The sequence below is a fragment of the Treponema sp. genome (assembly GCF_052169735.1).
GTDB lineage: Bacteria > Spirochaetota > Spirochaetia > Treponematales > Treponemataceae > Treponema.
Map to the genome: position 1 here is coordinate 1 of NZ_JBQNBW010000051.1, position 20065 is coordinate 20065.

The window sequence follows — 20065 nt, forward strand, 5'->3', positions numbered from 1 at the left end:
ACGCGAAACTCGTAGTCAAAACTATACACGGATGTATAGTTTTGACGGCAGATGCGTCGTATATTTGCAAAAGATGATAACCCTGCTATACTACACCACTATGAACATTACTCGCAAACTACCGATCGGCGTACAAAGTTTTGAAAAACTCCGCAGAGATGGTTATCTGTATATTGATAAAACCTCATTTCTTTGGCAGCTCGTTCAAGTGTCGAGTCCCTATTTCTTGAGTCGTCCGCGGCGGTTTGGGAAAAGCCTCTTTCTTTCAACCTTGGCAGCTTATTTCCGTGGGCAAAAAGAGCTGTTTAAAGGTTTGTATCTTGAAAAAGCGGAAGAGGAACAGGCCGCACAAGAAAACCGAACCCCGTGGCAAGCATATCCTGTCCTCTATTTGGATTTTAATACGGAAAATTACAATGATGAGAAAAGTATGCACACTATTCTCCACACTCATTTAGTCCAGTGGGAAAAGCAATACGAAACGGATACCTCAGAGCAAACATTTTCGAGCCGATTTAAAGGAATTATCCGGCGGGCATATCAGCAAACCGGTAAACAAGTCGTTATCCTCGTAGACGAGTATGATAAACCCTTGCTGCAAACGATGGGGGTAAATGAAGAGCTGAACGAACACTACCGTAATACGCTCAAGGCATTTTACTCTGTCATAAAAACCTGCGATCAATACATTCGCTTTGCGTTTTTAACCGGGGTAACAAAGTTCAGCAAAATCAGCATTTTCAGCGATCTGAATAACCTCAAAGATATTAGTCTGCATGAATCTTATGCCGGTATGTGCGGTATAACTCAAAAAGAACTTGAAACAAATTTTCAACCGGAGATACAAGCGCTTGCAGAAAAACAAAAGCTCGACTATCTGCAGGCGCTTGCTGCCTTAAAACAGTGGTATGATGGCTACCTATTCCACCCGGCAGGGGAAGGAATGTATAATCCCTATAGCATTCTCAATGCCTTTGATGATAAAGAACTCAAGAGTTACTGGTTCGGTACGGGAACACCGACCTTTTTGGTCAACTTTTTAAAAGAAGCGCATTATTATATCCCTGACTTGGATGGTAATGTTGAACTTGATGAAGAAGGCTTGCAAACCTATCGGGCGGTTGCTCAAGATGCGTTGCCGATTCTGTTTCAAGCGGGATATTTAACGATCAAGGAATATATCGGCGATCTGAAGCTGTACCGGCTTGGCTTTCCGAATAATGAAGTACGGTACGGTTTTTTGCGTAATCTGTTACCGGCATACTCTGATGTACCGTTCGGTCAAACAGGGGTATGGGTGGGACGGTTTATACAGGACATCCGTAAGGGCAATGTGGATGAGTTTATGGGGCGGATGCAGGCGATTATCGCAAGCATACCGTATGATGATTTCCCGAAGGCAAAGCTGAAACTGCGGGAACAGAACTACCAGGCAGCGGTGTATCTCGTCTTTGAGCTGATGGGACAGTTTGTGCAAACGGAGGTGCACTGCTCAACCGGACGTGCGGATGCCGTGGTTATTACTGCCGATTCTGTTTATATCTTCGAGTTTAAGCTTAGCGGTAATGGCAGTGCAGAAGATGCCCTGAACCAGATACAAAAGAATCACTATGCAGAACGGTACAAAGCTGATGGCAAGAAAATTGTGCTGATAGGAAGCTCCTTTGACGAAGAAACACGCACGATTAAAGACTGGAAAACCGAAGTTTGGGAAGGATAAACCGCAGTTCCGCCGTATATTTTCAAAAGGAGATACAATGCTTATTGCGATTACCGTTTTATCTCTACTCTCTATTTTCTATCTTTGTGCTGAATATCAATACCTCAAATATCACAGAAAAAAGATAAAGTATGTTATCCATATCAATGGTACCCGCGGAAAGTCAACGGTTTGCCGTTTAATTGATGCAGGCTTACGATCCGGCGGGTACAAAGTTTTTACAAAAACCACCGGTACCTCGCCGCGGGTTATCGGTGTAGATGGTGTTGAGCAGGAAATTAACCGGCAAGGGAAAGCTAATATCCGCGAACAGATAAAAGCAGTCCATTGGGCTGCCCGGCAACAAGCGGATATATTGATCGTAGAATGTATGGCAGTAAAACCGGAGCTGCAGCGTATTTGCGAACAGCGTATCCTCACAGCCGACATTGCTGCAATCACCAATGTCCGGGAAGATCATTTGGATGAAATGGGAAACAGCCTTGAGAGTATTGCCCGCTCTCTTTCCAATACCATACCTGCGGGAGCTGCATTTTTTACAGCAGATACAGCTTTTTTCCCTTTTTTTCAACAGGTGTGCAAGGCACGGCATACACAGGCTTTTTTAAGCGGTGAACCGTTGGAAGAATACCGGGAAGTGGACTTTCCGGATAATGTGGCTTTGGCGCTTGCAATATGCTGCTATGCCGGGGTTGATCCTCAACGAGCATTTGCAGCGATGAAATCTTATTATAAGGATCCCGGCTGCTTAAAAGTAGTGCCGTACCGCAACGCAAAGGGCTGTACACTTTTTTTTATCAATACCTTGGCAGCAAACGACCCTCATTCAACCGAAATCATATTAAAAAATTGTATGACGCAAAGTTATTGGCAGTACAAAAAGTATTTACTGATCAATAATAGAGCAGACCGGCTAACCAGGCTGGAGCAGTACGTACGTTTTACCGTACAGCATCAGCAGCTATTTGACATCATCCTTATTTCCGGGGAAAATAAACAGCTGTTTTACAAGCATCTGATACGGCAGAATGTAGACCGTGCAAAGGTATTCATACTTGAGGATGAAGCTTATTTTGATACGATAGGCTGTAATACCGTTATATTTGCAGCGGGAAATATTTGCAGATCAGGAAAACAGCTTGTAGACTATTTTGAACAGCAGGAGAGCGGTCATCTATGATGCACGAGATTCTGACACTCGGTGTTATTGTCAGCATTGCTTTTTACGAACTTACTGAAATTTCTCCCGGCGGGCTGATCGTCCCGGCATATTTTGCATTGTATCTGGATGAGCCTATTAAACTGCTGGTAACGGCAGCGATCAGTCTGCTTACCGTTGCTGTACTAAAAATCCTTTCCCGGTATGCTATTCTGTACGGCAGGCGGAGATTTGCCGTGTGTATAATACTCAGTTTTTTAATCAAAGCAGTACTGCACTATGGGAATCTCCATCTTCTTCATGTCCATGAGCTGTATTTTTTGGATATACACAGCATCGGCACCATTATTCCCGGTATTTTAGCACAGGAAGTAGACCGACACGGTACCGTACGGACGCTTGCTTCTCTTATCATCGTTGCTATTGTGATCAAAGTATTGTATCAGCTCCTCGCTGCGGTAGGTATCGGTTTATGAAATTACAGATGACGAATGCTGCGAAAAATTGTGTGCTTGTGCTGCTGGCAGCGCTTTTTTTAGTTCTCTACTATTATGTAAAACCGCGCAGCCTTATCGTCAAGCATCAGGCATATTCTGAAATGACAGCGGCTGCTCAAAAAATGCAGCGCTTACAGCAAGCAGTCCGGCAGGAAATGCTTAGGATGGGTATCGAAATAGACAAAACGGTTGACAGGCTGGACAGCGGGCTTATCGGGCTGGAGTGGAGCGGCATTAGTACAACGCTGGGGAATGTGGAAAGTAAACGGACAACCGTTAATCCTGATTTTGCAGCGCTGCTTGTAAAACTTTTCAAAGAAGCCGGGCTGCAAAAGGGCGACATTGTAGCTGCTAATTGCTCCAGTTCTTTCCCGGCGCTTAACCTTGCCTTTATTGCTGCTGCAGATACCTTAGAATTACGCACGGTTATGATAACCTCAGTGGGGGCTTCTACGTATGGCGGCAACAGAGAGGATTTCACCTATCTTGATATGGAGCAGTATTTATATGATAAGCACCTTATCAAAAATAAAACTATTGCCTATTCATTAGGGGGGGCAGGGGATATAGGAAAAGAATTTGACCCGGAACGTATCGGGCGTATAAAAGAGCGGCTTGACGGCTATGGGCTGACTTTTTTCTATGAAGCTGATTTTGAAAAAAATCTTACGGAGCGCTATGCATTTTATACGGATGGCTTCCGTCATGATGCCGCGCATATACACACGAATACCAGTGCGGCAGTGAAAGCCTTTATCAATATCGGCGGAAATATGCTTTCAGTCGGTGAATATAACGATAGCATCACCACCGAAGCAGTACGGCTCCCTGCGTCAGTTCCAATAAAAACAGGTTTGGTAGGGATGTTCTTGCAGAGCAGTACGCCGGTGTTTTATCTTCTTAATATAAAAAGCATTGCCCGCTATTATCAGCTTCCGTTCGATCCCCTTGCCTTGCCGGAGATCGGCACAGCACCGATATATTACCGCACTGTGTCATATACATGGAATTATGTGATACTCGGTATTTTTCTTGCTGCCCTCTATCTTATAACTGGCTGCCGTCATCTGTTTTTTAACGAGATAAGCAGCTAAAAAAGGTGCCGGCATTTCTAAAAAACTCAAGTATGATTTTGAGAAATGCTCTGTAAGTGCTTGTCTCATCGTCTATCTGCTGTCTTATGATTCTGTTATATTTCCTTGTGCATCAAGGTAATAAACAGGGATTGCAATACAACGGTTGCATCCCGATGATATGCGTCAGTACATGCGGATTGTATATTGGGACATCCAAGGCTACAGCTTTTGCAACTGATGAACGGTGCTCTTAAAATCCTTGGCGTAGGGGGCGGTAAACGAGAACGGCGTGCCGAAACGGGGATGCGTTCCTTCCACCTGATAGGCATGGAGGGCAAGCCGTTGGATAAGCGGCTGTTCCGTGTAAATGTCGCCGTGCCACCGCTGCTTAATCTCCGAAAGCAGTACCGGCTTGCCGCTTCCATACAGCGAATCGCAGACAATCGGATAGCCTGACGCGGCAAGGTGTACCCTAATTTGGTGCGTTCTACCGGTAACAGGCTGTGCCTCCAAAAGTGAAAAGCGCCGGAATGTCTCTAGAACGGTAAAATGCGTTACTGCTTCCTTGCCGCGGCGCTTGTCAACCACGGTACGGTGCAGAGCATCGCCGTCCGCACGCAGGGGCTGGTCAACGGTAAAATGCTGTTCAGAAACAGCACCGTGTATCAACAGCCGGTAGGTCTTCTTAATCTGCCGCTCTTGAAATGCGGTGTTGAGCGCACGGTGTGCATCAGCGTTGAGAGCATAGAGCAGCACACCGGAGGTATCTTTATCGATACGGTGTACCGCATAGAGTTTTTCGCAGTGCGGGGCAAGCTGCGGCAGAGCTTGTTCAATCAGCAGATCAAGCCGTGCAGCTTCCGTATCCCAGCGGTCGGCTGCAACCAACAGCCCGGCAGCTTTGTTCACTGCAAGTATATCTTCGTCAATATGAATAACGGTAAAGGCATTTTTCTTCATTAATAACATCCTCTAGAATAACATCTTCTCGCAACGTGCGGGAATCTCTAAAAATCCGTACCTGCGTTTTGAGCGCTATCCTCGTGTATTTGTGATTCATTCCGGTAAGATTTCAAAAAACCGGCAAGCTCGCTATAGCTCCCGCAGGAGGGCAAAACAGAAGGCTGATCATAGTCAGGAGAGATCAGAACATGAGCATCCAAGGCTTGGGTAAACACCGCAGCATACTCGGTTCGGGGAATATGCGGGAAAAGGTAGCAGCTTTTCTGCGTCCACAGCGCCGGAATAAGCTCTTCTACTGCAGCCCGCCGCCTCAGAGCTGCCCGCTGTTGTTTTAATCCTTTGCGGACAGAAGGATTTGTAGCGTTTTTCCGCGCGTCTTCTTCTTGTTCTTTCCGTTTAAGATCGAAAAAACCACGGGCAAGGCTGTAGACAAGCGGCGGAAACAGGGCATCTGATGGAGGCAACACGGTTTCAAAGCGAGCGGCAGCCGCAATAATCCCGCACGGCATGGGATAGACCGGTGTTATCAGTGCAAGCGGTGCTGTTTCCATCTCTGCAGCGGTGCCGAAGCTGCCGGTTTTACCAGCGATGTCAACACCGGTATCAATCCCAAGGAAGGGGCGCCATACCGGCACGGAAGCTGCTATTGCCCCATCATCCAACCGGTGGGCAGATGAGCTATACTCTCCATATACGGAACGGGCAATCTGTTTGGCTTTTTCTTCCGAATAATACCAGCGGATAACAGGATAACCGGGTAATACCGTCTGCAAAGCCCGCGCTAACTGGGTATCTGCCTGTGTCGGGATTACACCGGTCAGTCCCCGGTCAAGAAATTGCTTGCACATTAAATGAGCTTGCCCGGAACGTCTGCCTAAAACGGCTTTACCTCCGTCCAGCCATAGGTCAAGCAAGCGGATATTTTTTTCAGTATACAGATAATAACCGCGGGCACGGCGGACATTTCCGTACCGTTTACGGATTTCAGTAGATATATCAATCATGGAGTGAATATCATCGCATAAGTGCTGAAAAACTACAATACTCTCTGAAGTATCAGTTATGAACTTTTCCAGCTGTTGTGAACGTATGTAATGGGCTATCGGCTTTCATTATGACGGGTAGCCGGTAACTTCCTGTATTTGCTTATATGCATTTTTGAGTGCCGGATATATTTGCCGATATATCTTATACAGCCCATCATAGAGCGCTTGGTGATCAGGGGCTGGAGGAAAGATATGTTCAGTCCGTACCATATTCTTAACAGCTTTGTTGATACTAGGGTAGAGTCCTGTTCCGAATGCGGTGAGTATGGCAGCCCCCAGTGCTGAAGTTTCAGTGGTAACTCCCCGTACCAGTGGGCGCTTTAATATATCGGCGGTAATGCCGCAGATTCGATTGCTTTGGGCTGCGCCTCCTGAAACTGCAATGGTTTTAACGGGGATGCCGGTTCGTTTTTCCAGCTGCTCCAATCCTTCACGCAGAGAGTATGCCAGCCCTTCGATAATAGCCCGGTATATTGCATGTCTGCCGTGTACATCGCCGAAGCCGATAATAGCCCCTTTTGCATAATGATTCCGTAAATTTGCGCCCCAATACGGCTGCAGCATTAAGCCGAAACAGCCCGGCGGGGAGGAATCTAAGAGCTTATCCATAATTTCTTCCGGAATCTGACCGGTTTCTATTGCCTTTATTCGTTCTTCGTAGCCAAGCTCGTTTTTAAACCAGCTGATCATCCAGTACCCGCGGAAAATTTCTATTTCCGGTACCCAATGTTTGGGGACAGCGGCGCTGTATGCGGGAAGAATACGAGACGGCTCAATATAGCGGTCGGTGCATATCTCTACGCCTGCCGTTGTACCAAAGCTGAGGGATGCAACATCAGCGCTTAAGCATCCCATACCGAGCGTTTCACAGGCCTTGTCGCTTCCGCAGGCAATCACCGGTATACCGGCAGGAAGCCCAGTCAGTTCAGCAGCAAGGTTGGAAATCTTTCCGATAGGCTTACCGCTTTCGACAACCTCACAGAGTTTATCGTGTTCAATGGGAAATATCTTTGAGGTGATATGCCCGGGACCTGCCCACTGCTGTTTCTTATGGTCAAAAGGAATATGCCCGACAAGGGATGAGGGTGAATCGGCTATCATGCCGGTAAGCCGGTACTGCAAAAAACCTGACACCATGACTACCTTCCACGTGTTGATCCACGTATCGGGTTCATTTTCTTGTACCCAGTTACATTGCCCGTTACTTTGTGCGTGTACAATTTTTTCGTACACTCCGGCAATGCTGTATATCGCTTTCATTAATGGATTGGGCTTGTAGGGACCGTATGCCTTACGGGTATCCAGCCATGTAATTGCCGGGCGGAGTATCTGACCTTCTTTGCCGAGGAAGATAACAGTATCACGCTGTGCAGTTACTCCGAGACCTTTAGCATTGGCAATGAGGTCGGGATACTTACTTTTTATATCTGCAACGCCCTTGCACAGAGCATTCCACCATATTTCTGGGTCTTGTTCTGCCCATCCTTCACGCGGGCTGGTATATGGTTTATAGATGATCTGGCATTTCGCAAGTACGGTGCCATCTTCACCAAAAATAATAATCCGGAGACTTTGTGTTCCGCAATCAATTGAAATGAGTGTTTCTTGAGCTGTACTCATGTATTCTCTCCTTGTGAGATTAGACCTGTTCGATAACGGTGGGGTAGAGCAGACCTCCGAGTTCTAAATCGTATCAATAGCACAATTCGGAACATCGCATTTCAAGGAACCCTGTTCCGAACCGGAAGTTTCCGAACAGGTTGATTGTTACGAACTCATAGATACCCCTGCTTTATGAATCGGATTTTCTCCACTGTATAAGCTGTTCCTGTATTAAACTTTTACCTTCTTCAAGTACCTTGAGCTGTGCTTCTTTGGTGGTTGGAGCCGGGTATACCTTGAGTACTTTTACGTGATAAGCACCTCCGCGAAGGTTTGTTAAAAGTTTGGGTATCGAAGAAATATTCCATCCTCCATCAAGCGCTGCGACCACAACCGGCATGGGAGCCTTGGATAGAAAGCGCCGAAAGCCTGCTGCGTGGAATGTCCCAAGTTTTCCATTTTTTGAGCGGGTTCCTTCCGGGAATAATATCGGTATCCAATTATTTTTAACTACGCGGGCAGCAAAGGAATCCATTGACTGCATTGCCTGACTCGGACTGCCACTGCGCTGTACAAGACAATGTTCATCGCTTTTCAGCATAACGGAAACCAGCGGGACATGGTTAGCAAGCTCCTTTTTTGCAACAAAGCGGAGCCTCTTTCCATCAAGATAATTCATAAAGACGACGATATCCAAAAGACTTTGATGGTTAGAGATAAGAAGATACTGTTCAGGCAGCTGCGGTACGAGTGTATAATCGCCTGCAAAACGGAAGTGCATATAGGTATTAAAAATGGCAAAGAACCGGTGCGCAATGACGGTACTGATATGCGCATTGATTTTTTTACACCATGGACGGTGTACAACATACGCAAAGCGGTTAAGAGATGCCCACACTGTTATTGTGCCGATACAGCATAAAATACAAATTATTCCAAGCATAGAAACTCCGTAAGAACAACAGGCTGCTTTTAATACCGATAGTGGCTGAGCTGCTGTCTTGAGAGAACACCCGCTGACAACTTGAGCTGTTGTGAGAAGATGCTTCATCCTAATATAAAAAACTTTCTATATTATAAACAATTTCCTGCAAAGATGCAAAGCATTGTTTGGTTTTGGGAATGCTTTCGATGAATATCCTGCCGTACTGTTTGATAAGTGCCCGTTTGTCAAGCAAAGTTACAATGCCCCTGTCTGTTTGAGAACGCATGAGCCGTCCAAACCCTTGCCTGAATTGAACAACCGCTTCGGGGACACTCAGCTGCATAAAAGAGCTTCCGCCTTTCCGTTCGATAGCATCGGCACGGGCGCGGAAGAGGGGGGCGCTTGGTACCGCAAAGGGCAGTTTGACTAAAATAACGTGAGTGAGCGCCTCTCCCGGCACATCAATCCCTGCCCAGAATGAAGTGGTTGCAAAGAGGGTGCTGTCGATATGTTCTTTAAAGGTATGCAGGAGGCGGCTGCGGTCATCTTCTCCCTGCTGTAGAATTTCCATATCGGGCAGCTCGCTGCGGGCAAAGGCGCAGGTTTGCTTGAGCGATTCATACGAGGTAAAAAGCACGAGTGTTTTGCCGCCGGTTATTTCGATAAGCCGGGCAACAGCGGTGTTGACAAATGCTTGAAACTGCTCATCATCGGGGGCGGGTGCGTCGGTCGGAATATTGAGCAGGACGTTTTTTTCATAGTGAAAGGGGGAGTCGAAGGTGCCGGTGCGTACCTCCTTGCTAGAAAACGACAGCAGCCCTGTCCGTCCCATCCAAAAGGAAAAGCTGTTGCCGATTTTCAGTGTGGCAGACAGGGCGATCACTGTGTCAAAAGGCTTAAATACTGCGTGCCTGAGCTTATCCGCTAGATCAATTGGTGTTTGGTTAAAGCGCGGCACTTCTCCCCCCGGACTTTGCATTTTTTCTATCCAAAACACGTAGTCTGGCTGCTGTGTCCATTGAAAAAAATGCTCAAGTGTTTCTGCAATATCCTGTAAACGGCTGAGTGCAATACCGCCTTCGCGCACAGCATCCTCATAGCGGGGATCATCGTTTGGTTCTGCATTGGTGATGAGCACCGCGAGTGCATTGTTGAGTTTATTCAGTTCTCCGGCAAAATCTTTGCACAGCGCAAGCAGTGCCGCTGTTTTTGCTGCCGGTACTTGGGTAAAGCTCAGGCTGCTGACCGAACCGCAAAAGTTCAGGGCTTGTGCTTCCAGCGCTGCGTAGGCTGCCTGCGTTTTAGTAAGGGCATTTGCAATAACAGGCATTAGCTCAGCCTTGGTAGAAACAGCGGTAATCTTTTCCAGACAGCCGACATTTTTTCCTTTTTTGACACGGGAGAGCGTAGTAATGGAGCGGTTTAATTCATAACGTGAAAATGTATGCGAAAAAAAGCTGCTTGCGGCTTCTTCTATCGTATGCGCTTCATCAAAGATAATGGCGTGGAAGGGCGGTAACACGGCGGTTGCTGCATAGCCCGCTCCGTCCTGTCTGCTTGCCAAATCAGCAAACAATAGATGGTGATTGACAATAAGGATGGCCGCTTTCTCCGCTTTTTTCCGCAGTTTCATCACAAAACAACTGGTGTAAAAGGGACAGCGTTGACCAAGGCAGTTGTCGGATTCTGAGCAAATTTTTACCCACAGCCCTGGGGCTGGCATAAAGGGGAGGGCTGAACGGGTACCTTCATCGGTAGTTTGTGCCCATTTTTGGATTGCTGCCAGCTCTTCCGCCTCTTGTGTAAAAAGATCCGGCTCTTGAACGGTTTGCATCAGCCGCCGTAAACACAGATAATTCTGCCGCCCCTTGATGAGTATTGCTTGGGGCATATCCGGCTTTTCTCCCAGTATCTTGAGCGCATCAGGGACATCTTTATCGATCAGCTGGTGCTGTAAGTTGATGGTGCCGGTTGAAACAACCACCCGTACCTTGTTGGCAAGCGCCCATTCAAAGGCAGGTAGTAAATAGGCTAAACTCTTGCCGACACCGGTACCCGCTTCAAAGACACCGATGGCACTGTCGTTAAAGCAATGGGTGATAGCCCGCACAAGATCCAGCTGGGATGGGCGCTCTTCATAATGGTCAAAAAAAGAGGCAAAACTGCCGGTTTCTTCAAGATAGCCTGCAATAGTATCGGCATTCAGCGAATGATATTCCCGCTCTTCACATTCATCGTCATACTGCATTGAGCGTTAGTCCCGCTGCCATTCAACAAGGGCTGTTCCATATTGAATATTGATAATAGCTGTTTCGTTGTATTGAATCTGTGCGTCTATCTTGGTTCCCGAAAGGATTTTTTTATCGGTGGAGACTAAAAAACGCCATTGCGGCGGTTCAATTTGCTGCACTGCTTGTTGTGCAATGCCGTCGGGCAGGTTCAAAAATTGACGCGGCTGCATCGTTCCCTTTTGAGTTACGAGGAGATACCCGTTTTCGATTTTGAGATCAAGGGAAATAGATACACCGCTTGAAAATACTGCCATGCCGCGTCCTCCGCGGAGAATCATAACACGGTCTAAGCCCGGTTCTCCCTTCCACGAGCCGGCAAGGGAATCAACGGTTTCTATGTAGGTAAATTCAGTCGTTTGTTCTTCTTGCTGCGAGTCGGCAAGAGCGTCGAGTTTTATCGAAAAATCAAAGAGGTTGAACACTAATAACCGCGAATCGAGTAATATCCTGTTAATATTTTCGTATACCTTCGAGATCATACGGGTAACTTGATCCTCTTGCCCTTTGAGGATGAATTCCAGCTTGATCCCCTCCGGAACCTCTTTGAGTACACCGTAAAAAATATAGTCAACAGACAAATCAGACGGAAAAGCTGCCGGAGCCGGCTCGGTACGAAGATCAAAAATAGTGTAGGTTTTTAGCTCTTTAATAAAGGAGAATACTAAGTTATCAACCGTTTGAACGGTCTGTTCATTCATGGTAGGAGCTTGCAGCTGATATACAGCTACCTTAGGCACTGCCGAAAGCACTGTCTGTATGCCGAAAAGCAGGAGAAATGCTATACATCGTGTCTTAGTGTTGCTGTGTTTCATTGTGTAGCTTACCTATTTTTGAGGTGCAGTTCCCGTTGCATATCCCGCTTAATATCCCGCTCTTTAATATCAGCCCGCTTGTCAAATTGCTTTTTACCCTTACAAATGCCGAGCATCACTTTAATACGCCCTTGTTTTAAGTAAAATTCAAGCGGTATGAGTGTGTAGCCTTTTTCGTCGACTTTGCGGGTCAGCCGCTTAATCTCATCCTTATGGAGCAGCAATTTCTTAGGGCGGTCGGGATCATGGTTAAAAACGGAAGAGTAAATATATTCCGAAATATGCAGATTCTTGAGCCACACTTCATTCCGTAGAATTTCGGCAAAAGAGTCCGGAAAGGATATGCGTCCATCCCGAACCGACTTGATTTCGGTACCTTGCAGTACCAGCCCGCATTCGATTCTATCTTCAATAGTATAGTCGAAATGAGCTTTTTTGTTCTTTGCAATAATCTTTACCGGCTGTCCATCCATTGGATACATTATATTCATCTGAAAATACTTGTCAACGTAGGGACAAAATGATAAATTGAGAAATATAAATAGGATAGGTATGTTTTTTCAGCAGTATAAATTTACTTCATATACGGAGCGGCGGGAAATCCGGTTTAAAATACTCCGTATTCTTGTGATTGTTTTTTTAATTTTTGTTTTTCAGCAGCTTATCCGGTCGTATATTATTTCTACGTACCGTATGCAGGCGGAGACAATGCAGCCGTCCTTCCGCTCCGGAGATATGATGATTACTGCACCCTTCTATGGGGTGCAAAAAAATATTGAGCGGGGAACCCTTGTCGTTGTTGAGCCGATTGAAAAGCCGGCACGGGGTTTTTTCCCTACGGTATTGCAGCAGGCTATCAGTTTTTTTACCTTTCAGCTGGTTAATCCCTTCGGTGCAGGCGGCTCATCCCAAGCAAAGCCCTTTATTAGGCGTATTGTCGGAGTGCCCGGCGACACTATCTATATGAGTGATTTTGTGCTGTATATTAAAACAAAGGACGGCGGGCATTTTTTAACCGAGTTTGAAGTAGCTGAGAATGATTATAATATCAAAATGGAAAATCTGCCTGAAAATTGGGACAGCTCCCTGCCGTTTTCGGGTACATATCCTCAGATTACCTTGCAAGAGGGGCAGTATTTTGTGCTGTGCGATAACCGTATTGCCTCGAATGATTCACGGCTCTGGGGGGCTGTGCAATCCGACTCGCAGATAAAAGGACGGGTTTTGATGCGGTACTGGCCGTTTTCCCGTGTTACGTTTTTTTAGACGGATAGTCTGCGTGTGAATCCTGCCGGTCTTTATATTCATATTCCGTTTTGTACCCAAAAATGCCGCTATTGTGATTTTTACTCAGTAACACAACAGGGGCTTTTCCATCCTTACCGTGATAATCCGCGGTTAATCGAGCGTATATTGCATGATGTTAGGCTGTTTCAAAAGCGTTATGCGATTGTAGGTTGGAAAACAGTCTATATCGGCGGCGGTACCCCATCTCTTTTAAGCGCAAACGATGTACGCCGGCTTGCGGAAGCGTTGTGCACCGCTCAATCTTTTCCTATTATAGAGTTTACTGTCGAAGCAAATCCCGAAGATATTCATCCTGAATGGCTTGCTGCCTGTGCAGAAAGCGGTGTTACGAGGCTTTCCGTGGGAGTGCAAAGTTTTGAGGATGCGGTGCTTGAGCAGAATGGGCGGCGCGGTTCCGGGGCAAAGACCCGCTCTGCCTTGCATACCATAAAGCAGCATTGGAAGGGGGCTATTTCCTGTGATTTAATAGCCGGGCTTTCCGGACAGCGTGCAGAAAGTCTTGCCGCCGATGTTGAAGAGCTGATAGCCATCGGCGTTGAGCATATTTCCCTGTATGGTTTGTGCAGCGATGAACCGCTCCCTGCCGCCCGCGAAGATTTTATTTCGGAGCAGCTGCAGGATAATTTCCTCCGTTTAAAAGCCGGCGGCTATGTCCAGTACGAGGTGTCTAATTTTTCTCTGCATGATCGGTACCGTTCAGAACACAATCAAATCTATTGGCGCATGGAACCGTATGTAGGAGTTGGTCCTGCTGCCTGCGGTACCCTCATCTTCGAGGATGCAGGAGGAGCCTTCTTCGGAGCAGAACGCTTTACCGGCATTCAAAATACTGCCCGGTGGATGGAGGCGGAAGAGTGCAGCTCAGTGTATATGCGGGAAACGCTTGACCGGGATACCTTTCTGGAAGAAGTGCTGCTGATGGGCTTCCGGCTTGCCGATGGAATTGACCGGACTCAGTTCAGCCAGAGATTCGGTGCCGATATTTGTACCTATATCGGTATAACACTTAACCGGTGGGAAAAGACCGGGATGTGCCGGATACTGCCGGATCGGGTGCATTTGACGGAAGAAGGACTCTTTTTTCTCAACCGCTTTTTAATAGATGCCCTCCTAGAGCTTGAGGAGTATAATGCGCCTGCAGAACAGAAAAGAAAAAGAGAGTAACGTAAGGTGAAAAGAGAATGCGTGAGAAGTGCTTGATGAGCGTAAATGACTAAACCTGTTTGATAACTGCGTTGTCGAACAGGTTTAGTATATACCGGGATATGTATATACATTACCATCTATACCGCGCGCCGAAAAAGCGCCGTCTTTGAGCGGAGAAACAATATCTTCGTACAGCATAAGGGCAGAAAGCGGAAATTTCCCGCCGCCGTTCGGTAAATCAACTGCAAATTGCGGAAGAGAAAGCCCGGACAGCCGGCAGCGCAGTTCTTTCCATATAATGGCAGCTTTTTCGAGCGGAACCCTGAATGAAGCTGTACCGCGCGCAAGATCCATCTGAAAAAGATAGCCCGGTTTTATACCCATACACACCAGCTCATGGAACAAGGCAGCCAAAACGGCGGCATCATCGTTTACCCCTTTGAGCAATACAGACTGGGTTTGTACCGGAAGGCCAGAATCAATACAGCGGGTAAATGCCTGCCGCTGCGCCGTCCCCAGTTCCGCCGGGTGGTTAATATGGGCAATAACCCACAGCGGGCGCACCGACCGCAGCAACTCAAGCAACGCATCCGTAAAAAGTTCCGGTGCAAAAACCGGCGCACGGGTACAGAGCCGGATTACCAGCTGCGGAGAAACACTGCGGAGCTGCCGCAGCAAATATGCAAGCTGATCAAAACTGCCGCTCAGCGGGTCTCCGCCGGATACAAGTATCTCTTGCACTTCAGTGTGAGAGCGGAGGTACCCGACAACCTCATCAATCTGCTTTGTGGAGATAAACCCGCTTGAGCGGGCAGTAAATTCACGGCGAAAGCAATAGCGGCAATACGAAAGGCAGCGCCCGGTACTCAGCAGCAGTACCCGGTTTTGATATTGGTGAACCAAGTAGGGAGTAACACAATACCGGGATTCACCGAGCGGATCGGCACGCTCAACGTGATCAAGGTGCTGCTCCTCTTGAGATGCGGTAACTTGGCGCCGCAGGACATCTGCATACGCACCGTCCTGCGCTGCAATCAGCTCGCGAAATGCCGGAGAAATGTATTCCGGCAAAGTTCCCAGCGCATCAGAGCCGGTAAGCGCCCGCCAATCAGCCGCACGCAATACCTGCTCAGCTGGAGAATTTCTCTGCGCGGCACCTGTACTTGGGCGCGCCGCCTCGCTGCCCCCCGCATCTTGCTGAGAACAAGCCTGTATATCTGGTGCCTTGTGCGCAGAATCGGTGTTAGATTGCATCGGCACCATACATCAAAGCAGCCATCACCTGTGCATCGGAAACAATATTTTTTATCAAACAATACTCATTCGGTTGGTGAGCCATATCATCAAGCGTACTCCAGACAACAGCCGCATATCCGGCACTGCGGAGCGGAGCGGCAACGGTTCCTCCGCCGATACCGATAAGCCGCGCCTCTATACCGTGTACTTTTTTGAGCGCTGTAGTAAGAAGCTGCACAACCGGTGCAGAATCCGGCGTTGCAGGTGATTCATCCGACTGGACAATATCCAAACTCACCTGCACCCCATACTTACCCTCTACGTCATCAGCAACGCTCCGCATTTTTTCCATTACCTCCGCTACCGGATAACACGGAAGCAGCCGGCAATCCATGTAAAAGACATCCTCACCGGGAATGGTATTGATATTTGGGATATTTGCTTCTTTCTTTGTAGGCTGCAGGGTGGAATACGGCGGTTCAAATAGTGAATCTTGATGCGAAAAAACACCCTCCAGCGCATGAAAGCGGAGGGCTGCATCAGCAGCTGCGATAAACGCATTGTTACCAAGATCGGGGCGGGAGGCATGGGTTTGCTCACCTTGTACACTTACCTTGAGCCATACAATATTTTTTTCTGCAATCTCAATGGTTTCACCGGCAGGGTCGCCCCCATCAGGCACCAAAATAAGATCATTTTTTGTAAATAACTGATGAGTTCTTAAAAGATAGTGGATACCATACACCGAGCCGACTTCTTCATCTGCAACAAACAGGAGCTTCACCGTATGGGCAGGCTGTATGCCTAGCGCAATAAAGGCGTAGGCAGCAAACACAGCCGACACTAATCCCTGCTGATTATCTTCAACACCGCGCCCGATGAGCTTATCGCCCTCCTGCACCAGTGTCCACGGATCACCTTTCCACTTCGCCAATTCACCGGGAGGCACCACATCTGTATGAGCCATAATCCAAATATGCTGCGTGTCATCTTTTCCCGGTATTGTTACCACAAGATTCGGACGAATCCCGGATGAAACACGGGAATCCGGTGCATCGAAACGTTCAAATTGCGTGAATCCGAGCTTTTGCAAAAACGCTTGCAGCGCCTCACATTTTTTCAGTTCTCCATCCCCGCCGGATTCCGGAGCTAACGCCGGAATTGAACACAGCAGCCGCTCAAGCTCAATCATCTTCTCTGTTTGTCCGGCAATACAGTCCTTTATAGATAAGAAATCAACCATAGAACCTCCCTCAATGAGCTTCCACTATAACACAAGGACTCCTTTTCTGTAAATGAAAAAAAGGCATCTCTAAATAACGCGGTTTAAAGTACCAAGCTTAAAAGAAAGGGCAACGGTATAGTCCCCTGTATAAACGACACTATTTCCAGTGAAATTATCCAGCAATATGAATGGAGGCAACTCCTATTCTTGTAAGCCTGTCTTTTGAGAGGTGTATTAAGGAAAAACAAGACCGGTTGTTTTTATCATAAAGCGCATACCGGCATTCACATCGAGTACATCCCCTACGCTTCAGCCGGTATAGCTTATTTTTATTTAATTCCAGAAATCCAATTTTTCGGTTATACCGATATCCGCAGCATGGAAAACAGGATCTTTTCCGGCTTTCCGCTGCTTTTCATAATCTTTGAGCGCATCGAGCGCTTTCTTTCCCAAAAGGAAGATAGCAGGCAGGTTGATCAAAGCCATGATACCCATCAGTAAATCACCGATATCCCATGCCAATGCCTGTTTTTGTGCTGCACCAAAGAGCACTACCAGAGACGCAAAAATGCGGTACGCCAGCATAAAATTTTTGCTGGGTTCTTTACCGTAAATATAAGCTAAGTTATTATCGACATAGTATAAGTTACCAAGAAGCGTGGTAAATGCAAACAGTATCAATGAGAAGGTAATAAAGTGGTGTCCAAAACTTCCCATCAATGTTGCAAGAGCTGCCTGTACATAGGGAGCACCGGCAATGGATTCCGAAGGCTCGATACCGGCACTAAAACACATAAAGGCAGTTGCACTACAGATGATAAGCGTATCAAGGAATACGGAAAGCATCTGTACAAGTCCCTGTTTGACGGGGTGACTGATAAGAGCCGTAGCTGCAGCGTTCGGTGCAGAACCGATACCGGCTTCATTGGAATACAATCCTCGTTTAATACCGAACATCAAGCAAGAACCGGCAATACCGCCGAAAATCGCCTTAAAATCAAAGGCATCTGCAAAAATCCGTCCAAAAATCGCAGGCATCATAGAAATGTTCATAATCACCATAATGAGGGCAACGAGAACATAGATAGCGCCCATAATCGGTACTAATACGGATGTTACTTTAAGGATACGCTTTCCGCCGCCCAATAAACAATAGCAGGTCATCGCTGCCAATACAGCGCCAATGATCCACGGGGTAACATTGGGATTATAGAAACTATAAACCGCAAAACTGGTTTGCAAATTGAATGCAGCAAGCATATTAAAGCCGATTGCATAGGTTAAAATCAAGCTGATTGCAAAAACGATTCCTAAAGCACGGCTCTTTAAGGCTGTTTGAATATAATAGGAAGGACCGCCGTAACAGCCCCCTTCACTGTCGCGCTTCTTATAAATTTGTGCGAGAGTCGATTCTATAAACGCAGAAGCACCGCCGACAATAGCGACAATCCACATCCAGAACACAGCACCGTATCCGCCGAGACAGATTGCACTGGCAACCCCGACGATATTACCGGTACCGACACGTGAAGCCGTAGTTACCATCAATGTTTGGAATGATGAAACATCACCTTCCCTCATAGGCTTCTCAACAGTAACTCTGAAGGCTTCGCCAAGCAGCCGTACCTGTAAGAATTTTGAACGAATAGTAAAATACAATCCTACAACCAACAATAAAATAATAAGAATTGGGTAGTAGAGCAAGCTGTTGATAGGACCGATAATCGCACCAATAGCATCCAACATACTTTTTATCCTCCTTAAACATTACATTATAGTAAACCTGTTCGGAAACTGACCTTTCTGAACAGGTTACCTTGAAATGCGATGTTCTAAATCGTGCTATTTGTGCGATTTAGAACTCGCCGACCTATTCGAAAACGCAGTTATCGAATAGGTCTAGTATAGATAAAATCCGGAACCGGTCTCCGTTTTTCTTTTCTATATTTTATGTACCGCTATATATCAGGAACCTCTCACAATGAAAACCTGTTTCAAGAAGCACCGTATACGGTTTCGGTATATTTTTAATAAATATTGAGGCTTAATTCTTTCGCAATCACCTCAAGCATCCGTGTACCGACATAAGAATTGCCATGCGCATCCAAACCGGGGCAATACACACCGATACCATACCCAGCCCGTGATGCTGTAACGATTCCGCCCCCTACCCCGCTTTTTGCCGGTATGCCTATTTGTATCGCAAATTCGCCTGAATAGTCATAGGTACCGCAGGTTGCCATGATCGTTCTCAGTATCCGCGCATGTTCCGCATTACAGCGCTGTTTACCGGCGCTATCTTTACCATCCCGCGATAAGATAAAGCTGAGCTGTGCTAAATCCGCTACATTCACCAGAATAGAGCAACTTTTAAAGTAAACATTCAGCAAATCATCTACATTTACATCAGGAGAAATAATTTTTCCATTCAGCAGCATATAAGTTAGCGCACGGTTTGAAAACGCTGAAGAACTTTCAGAGTTAAAAATGCTTCTGCTGTAATCAATTTTATCATTTCCGATAAGTTCCTGTGTGCGCTTCAGAATCATCTCAAAGGTATTATTGCCATATTTCCGGAATAATAACGATGTTCCGACAATAGCTCCGGCATTGATGAACGGATTAACCGGAATGTTTTTCTCACTTAGCTCTAAAGCAAGGATACTATTAAAAGGCTTTGCAGAAGGCTTAACTCCAATAAACTTTTGGATATAGTCAAAATCATAATGCTCTAGTACACAAAGATAAATGATAATCTTTACAATACTTTGAATGCTGAATTGATACTGATCCGAACCGACGGTATACACAGAGCCATCCGTATCGACAACAGCCCCGCCAACCCGTGTTTTATCCTCTTTTGCAAGTTCCGGGATATAGTTAGCAACAACACCCTTATCAATATAGGTAATTCCATAGTCATACGCTCGCTGCAGCATAGCTTGAATATCCACAATAAACCTCCTCAATAGCTATTATTGTACATGAGAAAATTGCAGAATGCAATGTTTATTTTCAGCCGCTAAAATAGCGCGGCTGAAAAACACGTCGAGTTTACT

Annotated in this window: 17 protein-coding genes; 6 read left to right on the forward strand and 11 right to left on the reverse strand. The window is 46.5% G+C overall.

The window, feature by feature from the left end; translation table 11 throughout:
* The first annotated feature begins 100 nt into the window (after positions 1–100).
* Genes ACTTJ8_RS08785 through pgsW form a run of 4 tightly spaced genes read left to right on the forward strand, consistent with a single transcriptional unit; the run spans position 101 to position 4470 of the window.
* A complete protein-coding gene (locus tag ACTTJ8_RS08785) occupies positions 101–1720 on the forward strand; it encodes an ATP-binding protein (RefSeq protein ID WP_442720940.1) in 1620 nt (539 codons plus the stop codon).
* The gene (gene pgsB, locus ACTTJ8_RS08790; RefSeq protein WP_442720941.1) at positions 1665–2900 is read left to right on the forward strand and encodes a poly-gamma-glutamate synthase PgsB; all 1236 of its coding nucleotides are present in this window, start codon (positions 1665–1667) and stop codon (positions 2898–2900) included. Before ACTTJ8_RS08785 ends, pgsB begins: the two co-directional genes overlap by 56 nt.
* The gene (pgsC, locus tag ACTTJ8_RS08795) at positions 2897–3355 is read left to right on the forward strand and encodes a poly-gamma-glutamate biosynthesis protein PgsC (protein ID WP_442720942.1); all 459 of its coding nucleotides are present in this window, start codon (positions 2897–2899) and stop codon (positions 3353–3355) included. Before pgsB ends, pgsC begins: the two co-directional genes overlap by 4 nt.
* Positions 3352–4470 (forward strand): poly-gamma-glutamate system protein, encoded by a 1119-nt coding sequence (gene pgsW / locus ACTTJ8_RS08800; protein ID WP_442720943.1) that lies wholly within the window; start codon positions 3352–3354, stop codon positions 4468–4470. Before pgsC ends, pgsW begins: the two co-directional genes overlap by 4 nt.
* Positions 4471–4671: 201 nt before the next feature.
* On the opposite strand, the gene ACTTJ8_RS08805 is transcribed toward pgsW, so the two are convergent.
* From ACTTJ8_RS08805 to smpB, 7 genes are all read right to left on the reverse strand, one after another.
* Positions 4672–5412: an RluA family pseudouridine synthase gene (locus ACTTJ8_RS08805; protein ID WP_442720944.1), complete on the reverse strand. Its 741-nt coding sequence runs from the start codon at positions 5410–5412 to the stop codon at positions 4672–4674.
* A gap of 47 nt (positions 5413–5459) precedes the next feature.
* Entirely contained in the window at positions 5460–6419 is a 960-nt protein-coding gene (locus ACTTJ8_RS08810; protein ID WP_442720945.1) for a hypothetical protein, read from the reverse strand.
* A 108-nt stretch (positions 6420–6527) separates the two neighbouring features.
* Entirely contained in the window at positions 6528–8081 is a 1554-nt protein-coding gene (locus ACTTJ8_RS08815; protein ID WP_442719153.1) for an FGGY-family carbohydrate kinase, read from the reverse strand.
* A gap of 172 nt (positions 8082–8253) precedes the next feature.
* Positions 8254–9006, reverse strand: coding sequence for a lysophospholipid acyltransferase family protein (locus ACTTJ8_RS08820; RefSeq protein ID WP_442716476.1), 753 nt, complete (start codon positions 9004–9006; stop codon positions 8254–8256).
* Positions 9007–9115: 109 nt separating this feature from the next.
* Positions 9116–11236, reverse strand: coding sequence for an ATP-dependent DNA helicase (locus tag ACTTJ8_RS08825; RefSeq protein WP_442720946.1), 2121 nt, complete (start codon positions 11234–11236; stop codon positions 9116–9118).
* Between the two features lie 6 nt (positions 11237–11242).
* Positions 11243–12091 carry a TP0183 family DNA metabolism protein gene (locus tag ACTTJ8_RS08830; protein WP_442720947.1) on the reverse strand — a complete coding sequence of 283 codons (849 nt, stop codon included), beginning with the start codon at positions 12089–12091 and terminating at the stop codon, positions 11243–11245.
* Positions 12092–12099: 8 nt separating this feature from the next.
* A complete protein-coding gene (gene smpB, locus ACTTJ8_RS08835) occupies positions 12100–12564 on the reverse strand; it encodes an SsrA-binding protein SmpB (protein WP_442716484.1) in 465 nt (154 codons plus the stop codon).
* A gap of 79 nt (positions 12565–12643) precedes the next feature.
* Here smpB and lepB point away from each other — a divergent pair, with 79 nt between their 5' ends.
* Both lepB and ACTTJ8_RS08845 read left to right on the forward strand, forming a co-directional pair.
* Positions 12644–13357 (forward strand): signal peptidase I, encoded by a 714-nt coding sequence (lepB, locus tag ACTTJ8_RS08840; protein ID WP_442720948.1) that lies wholly within the window; start codon positions 12644–12646, stop codon positions 13355–13357.
* A gap of 15 nt (positions 13358–13372) precedes the next feature.
* Positions 13373–14563 carry a coproporphyrinogen-III oxidase family protein gene (locus ACTTJ8_RS08845; protein ID WP_442720949.1) on the forward strand — a complete coding sequence of 397 codons (1191 nt, stop codon included), beginning with the start codon at positions 13373–13375 and terminating at the stop codon, positions 14561–14563.
* Between the two features lie 84 nt (positions 14564–14647).
* Here the strand turns inward: ACTTJ8_RS08845 and ACTTJ8_RS08850 are convergent, their stop codons facing one another.
* From ACTTJ8_RS08850 to glsA, 4 genes are all read right to left on the reverse strand, one after another.
* Positions 14648–15799 carry a KamA family radical SAM protein gene (locus ACTTJ8_RS08850; protein WP_442720950.1) on the reverse strand — a complete coding sequence of 384 codons (1152 nt, stop codon included), beginning with the start codon at positions 15797–15799 and terminating at the stop codon, positions 14648–14650.
* Positions 15789–17024, reverse strand: coding sequence for a M20 family metallo-hydrolase (locus ACTTJ8_RS08855; RefSeq protein ID WP_442720951.1), 1236 nt, complete (start codon positions 17022–17024; stop codon positions 15789–15791). The genes ACTTJ8_RS08850 and ACTTJ8_RS08855 overlap by 11 nt, the downstream gene beginning before the upstream one ends.
* 315 nt (positions 17025–17339) lie before the next feature.
* The gene (locus tag ACTTJ8_RS08860; protein WP_442719145.1) at positions 17340–18752 is read right to left on the reverse strand and encodes an alanine/glycine:cation symporter family protein; all 1413 of its coding nucleotides are present in this window, start codon (positions 18750–18752) and stop codon (positions 17340–17342) included.
* A gap of 281 nt (positions 18753–19033) precedes the next feature.
* Positions 19034–19960: a glutaminase A gene (gene glsA, locus ACTTJ8_RS08865; RefSeq protein WP_442716469.1), complete on the reverse strand. Its 927-nt coding sequence runs from the start codon at positions 19958–19960 to the stop codon at positions 19034–19036.
* Positions 19961–20065: the final 105 nt, after the last annotated feature.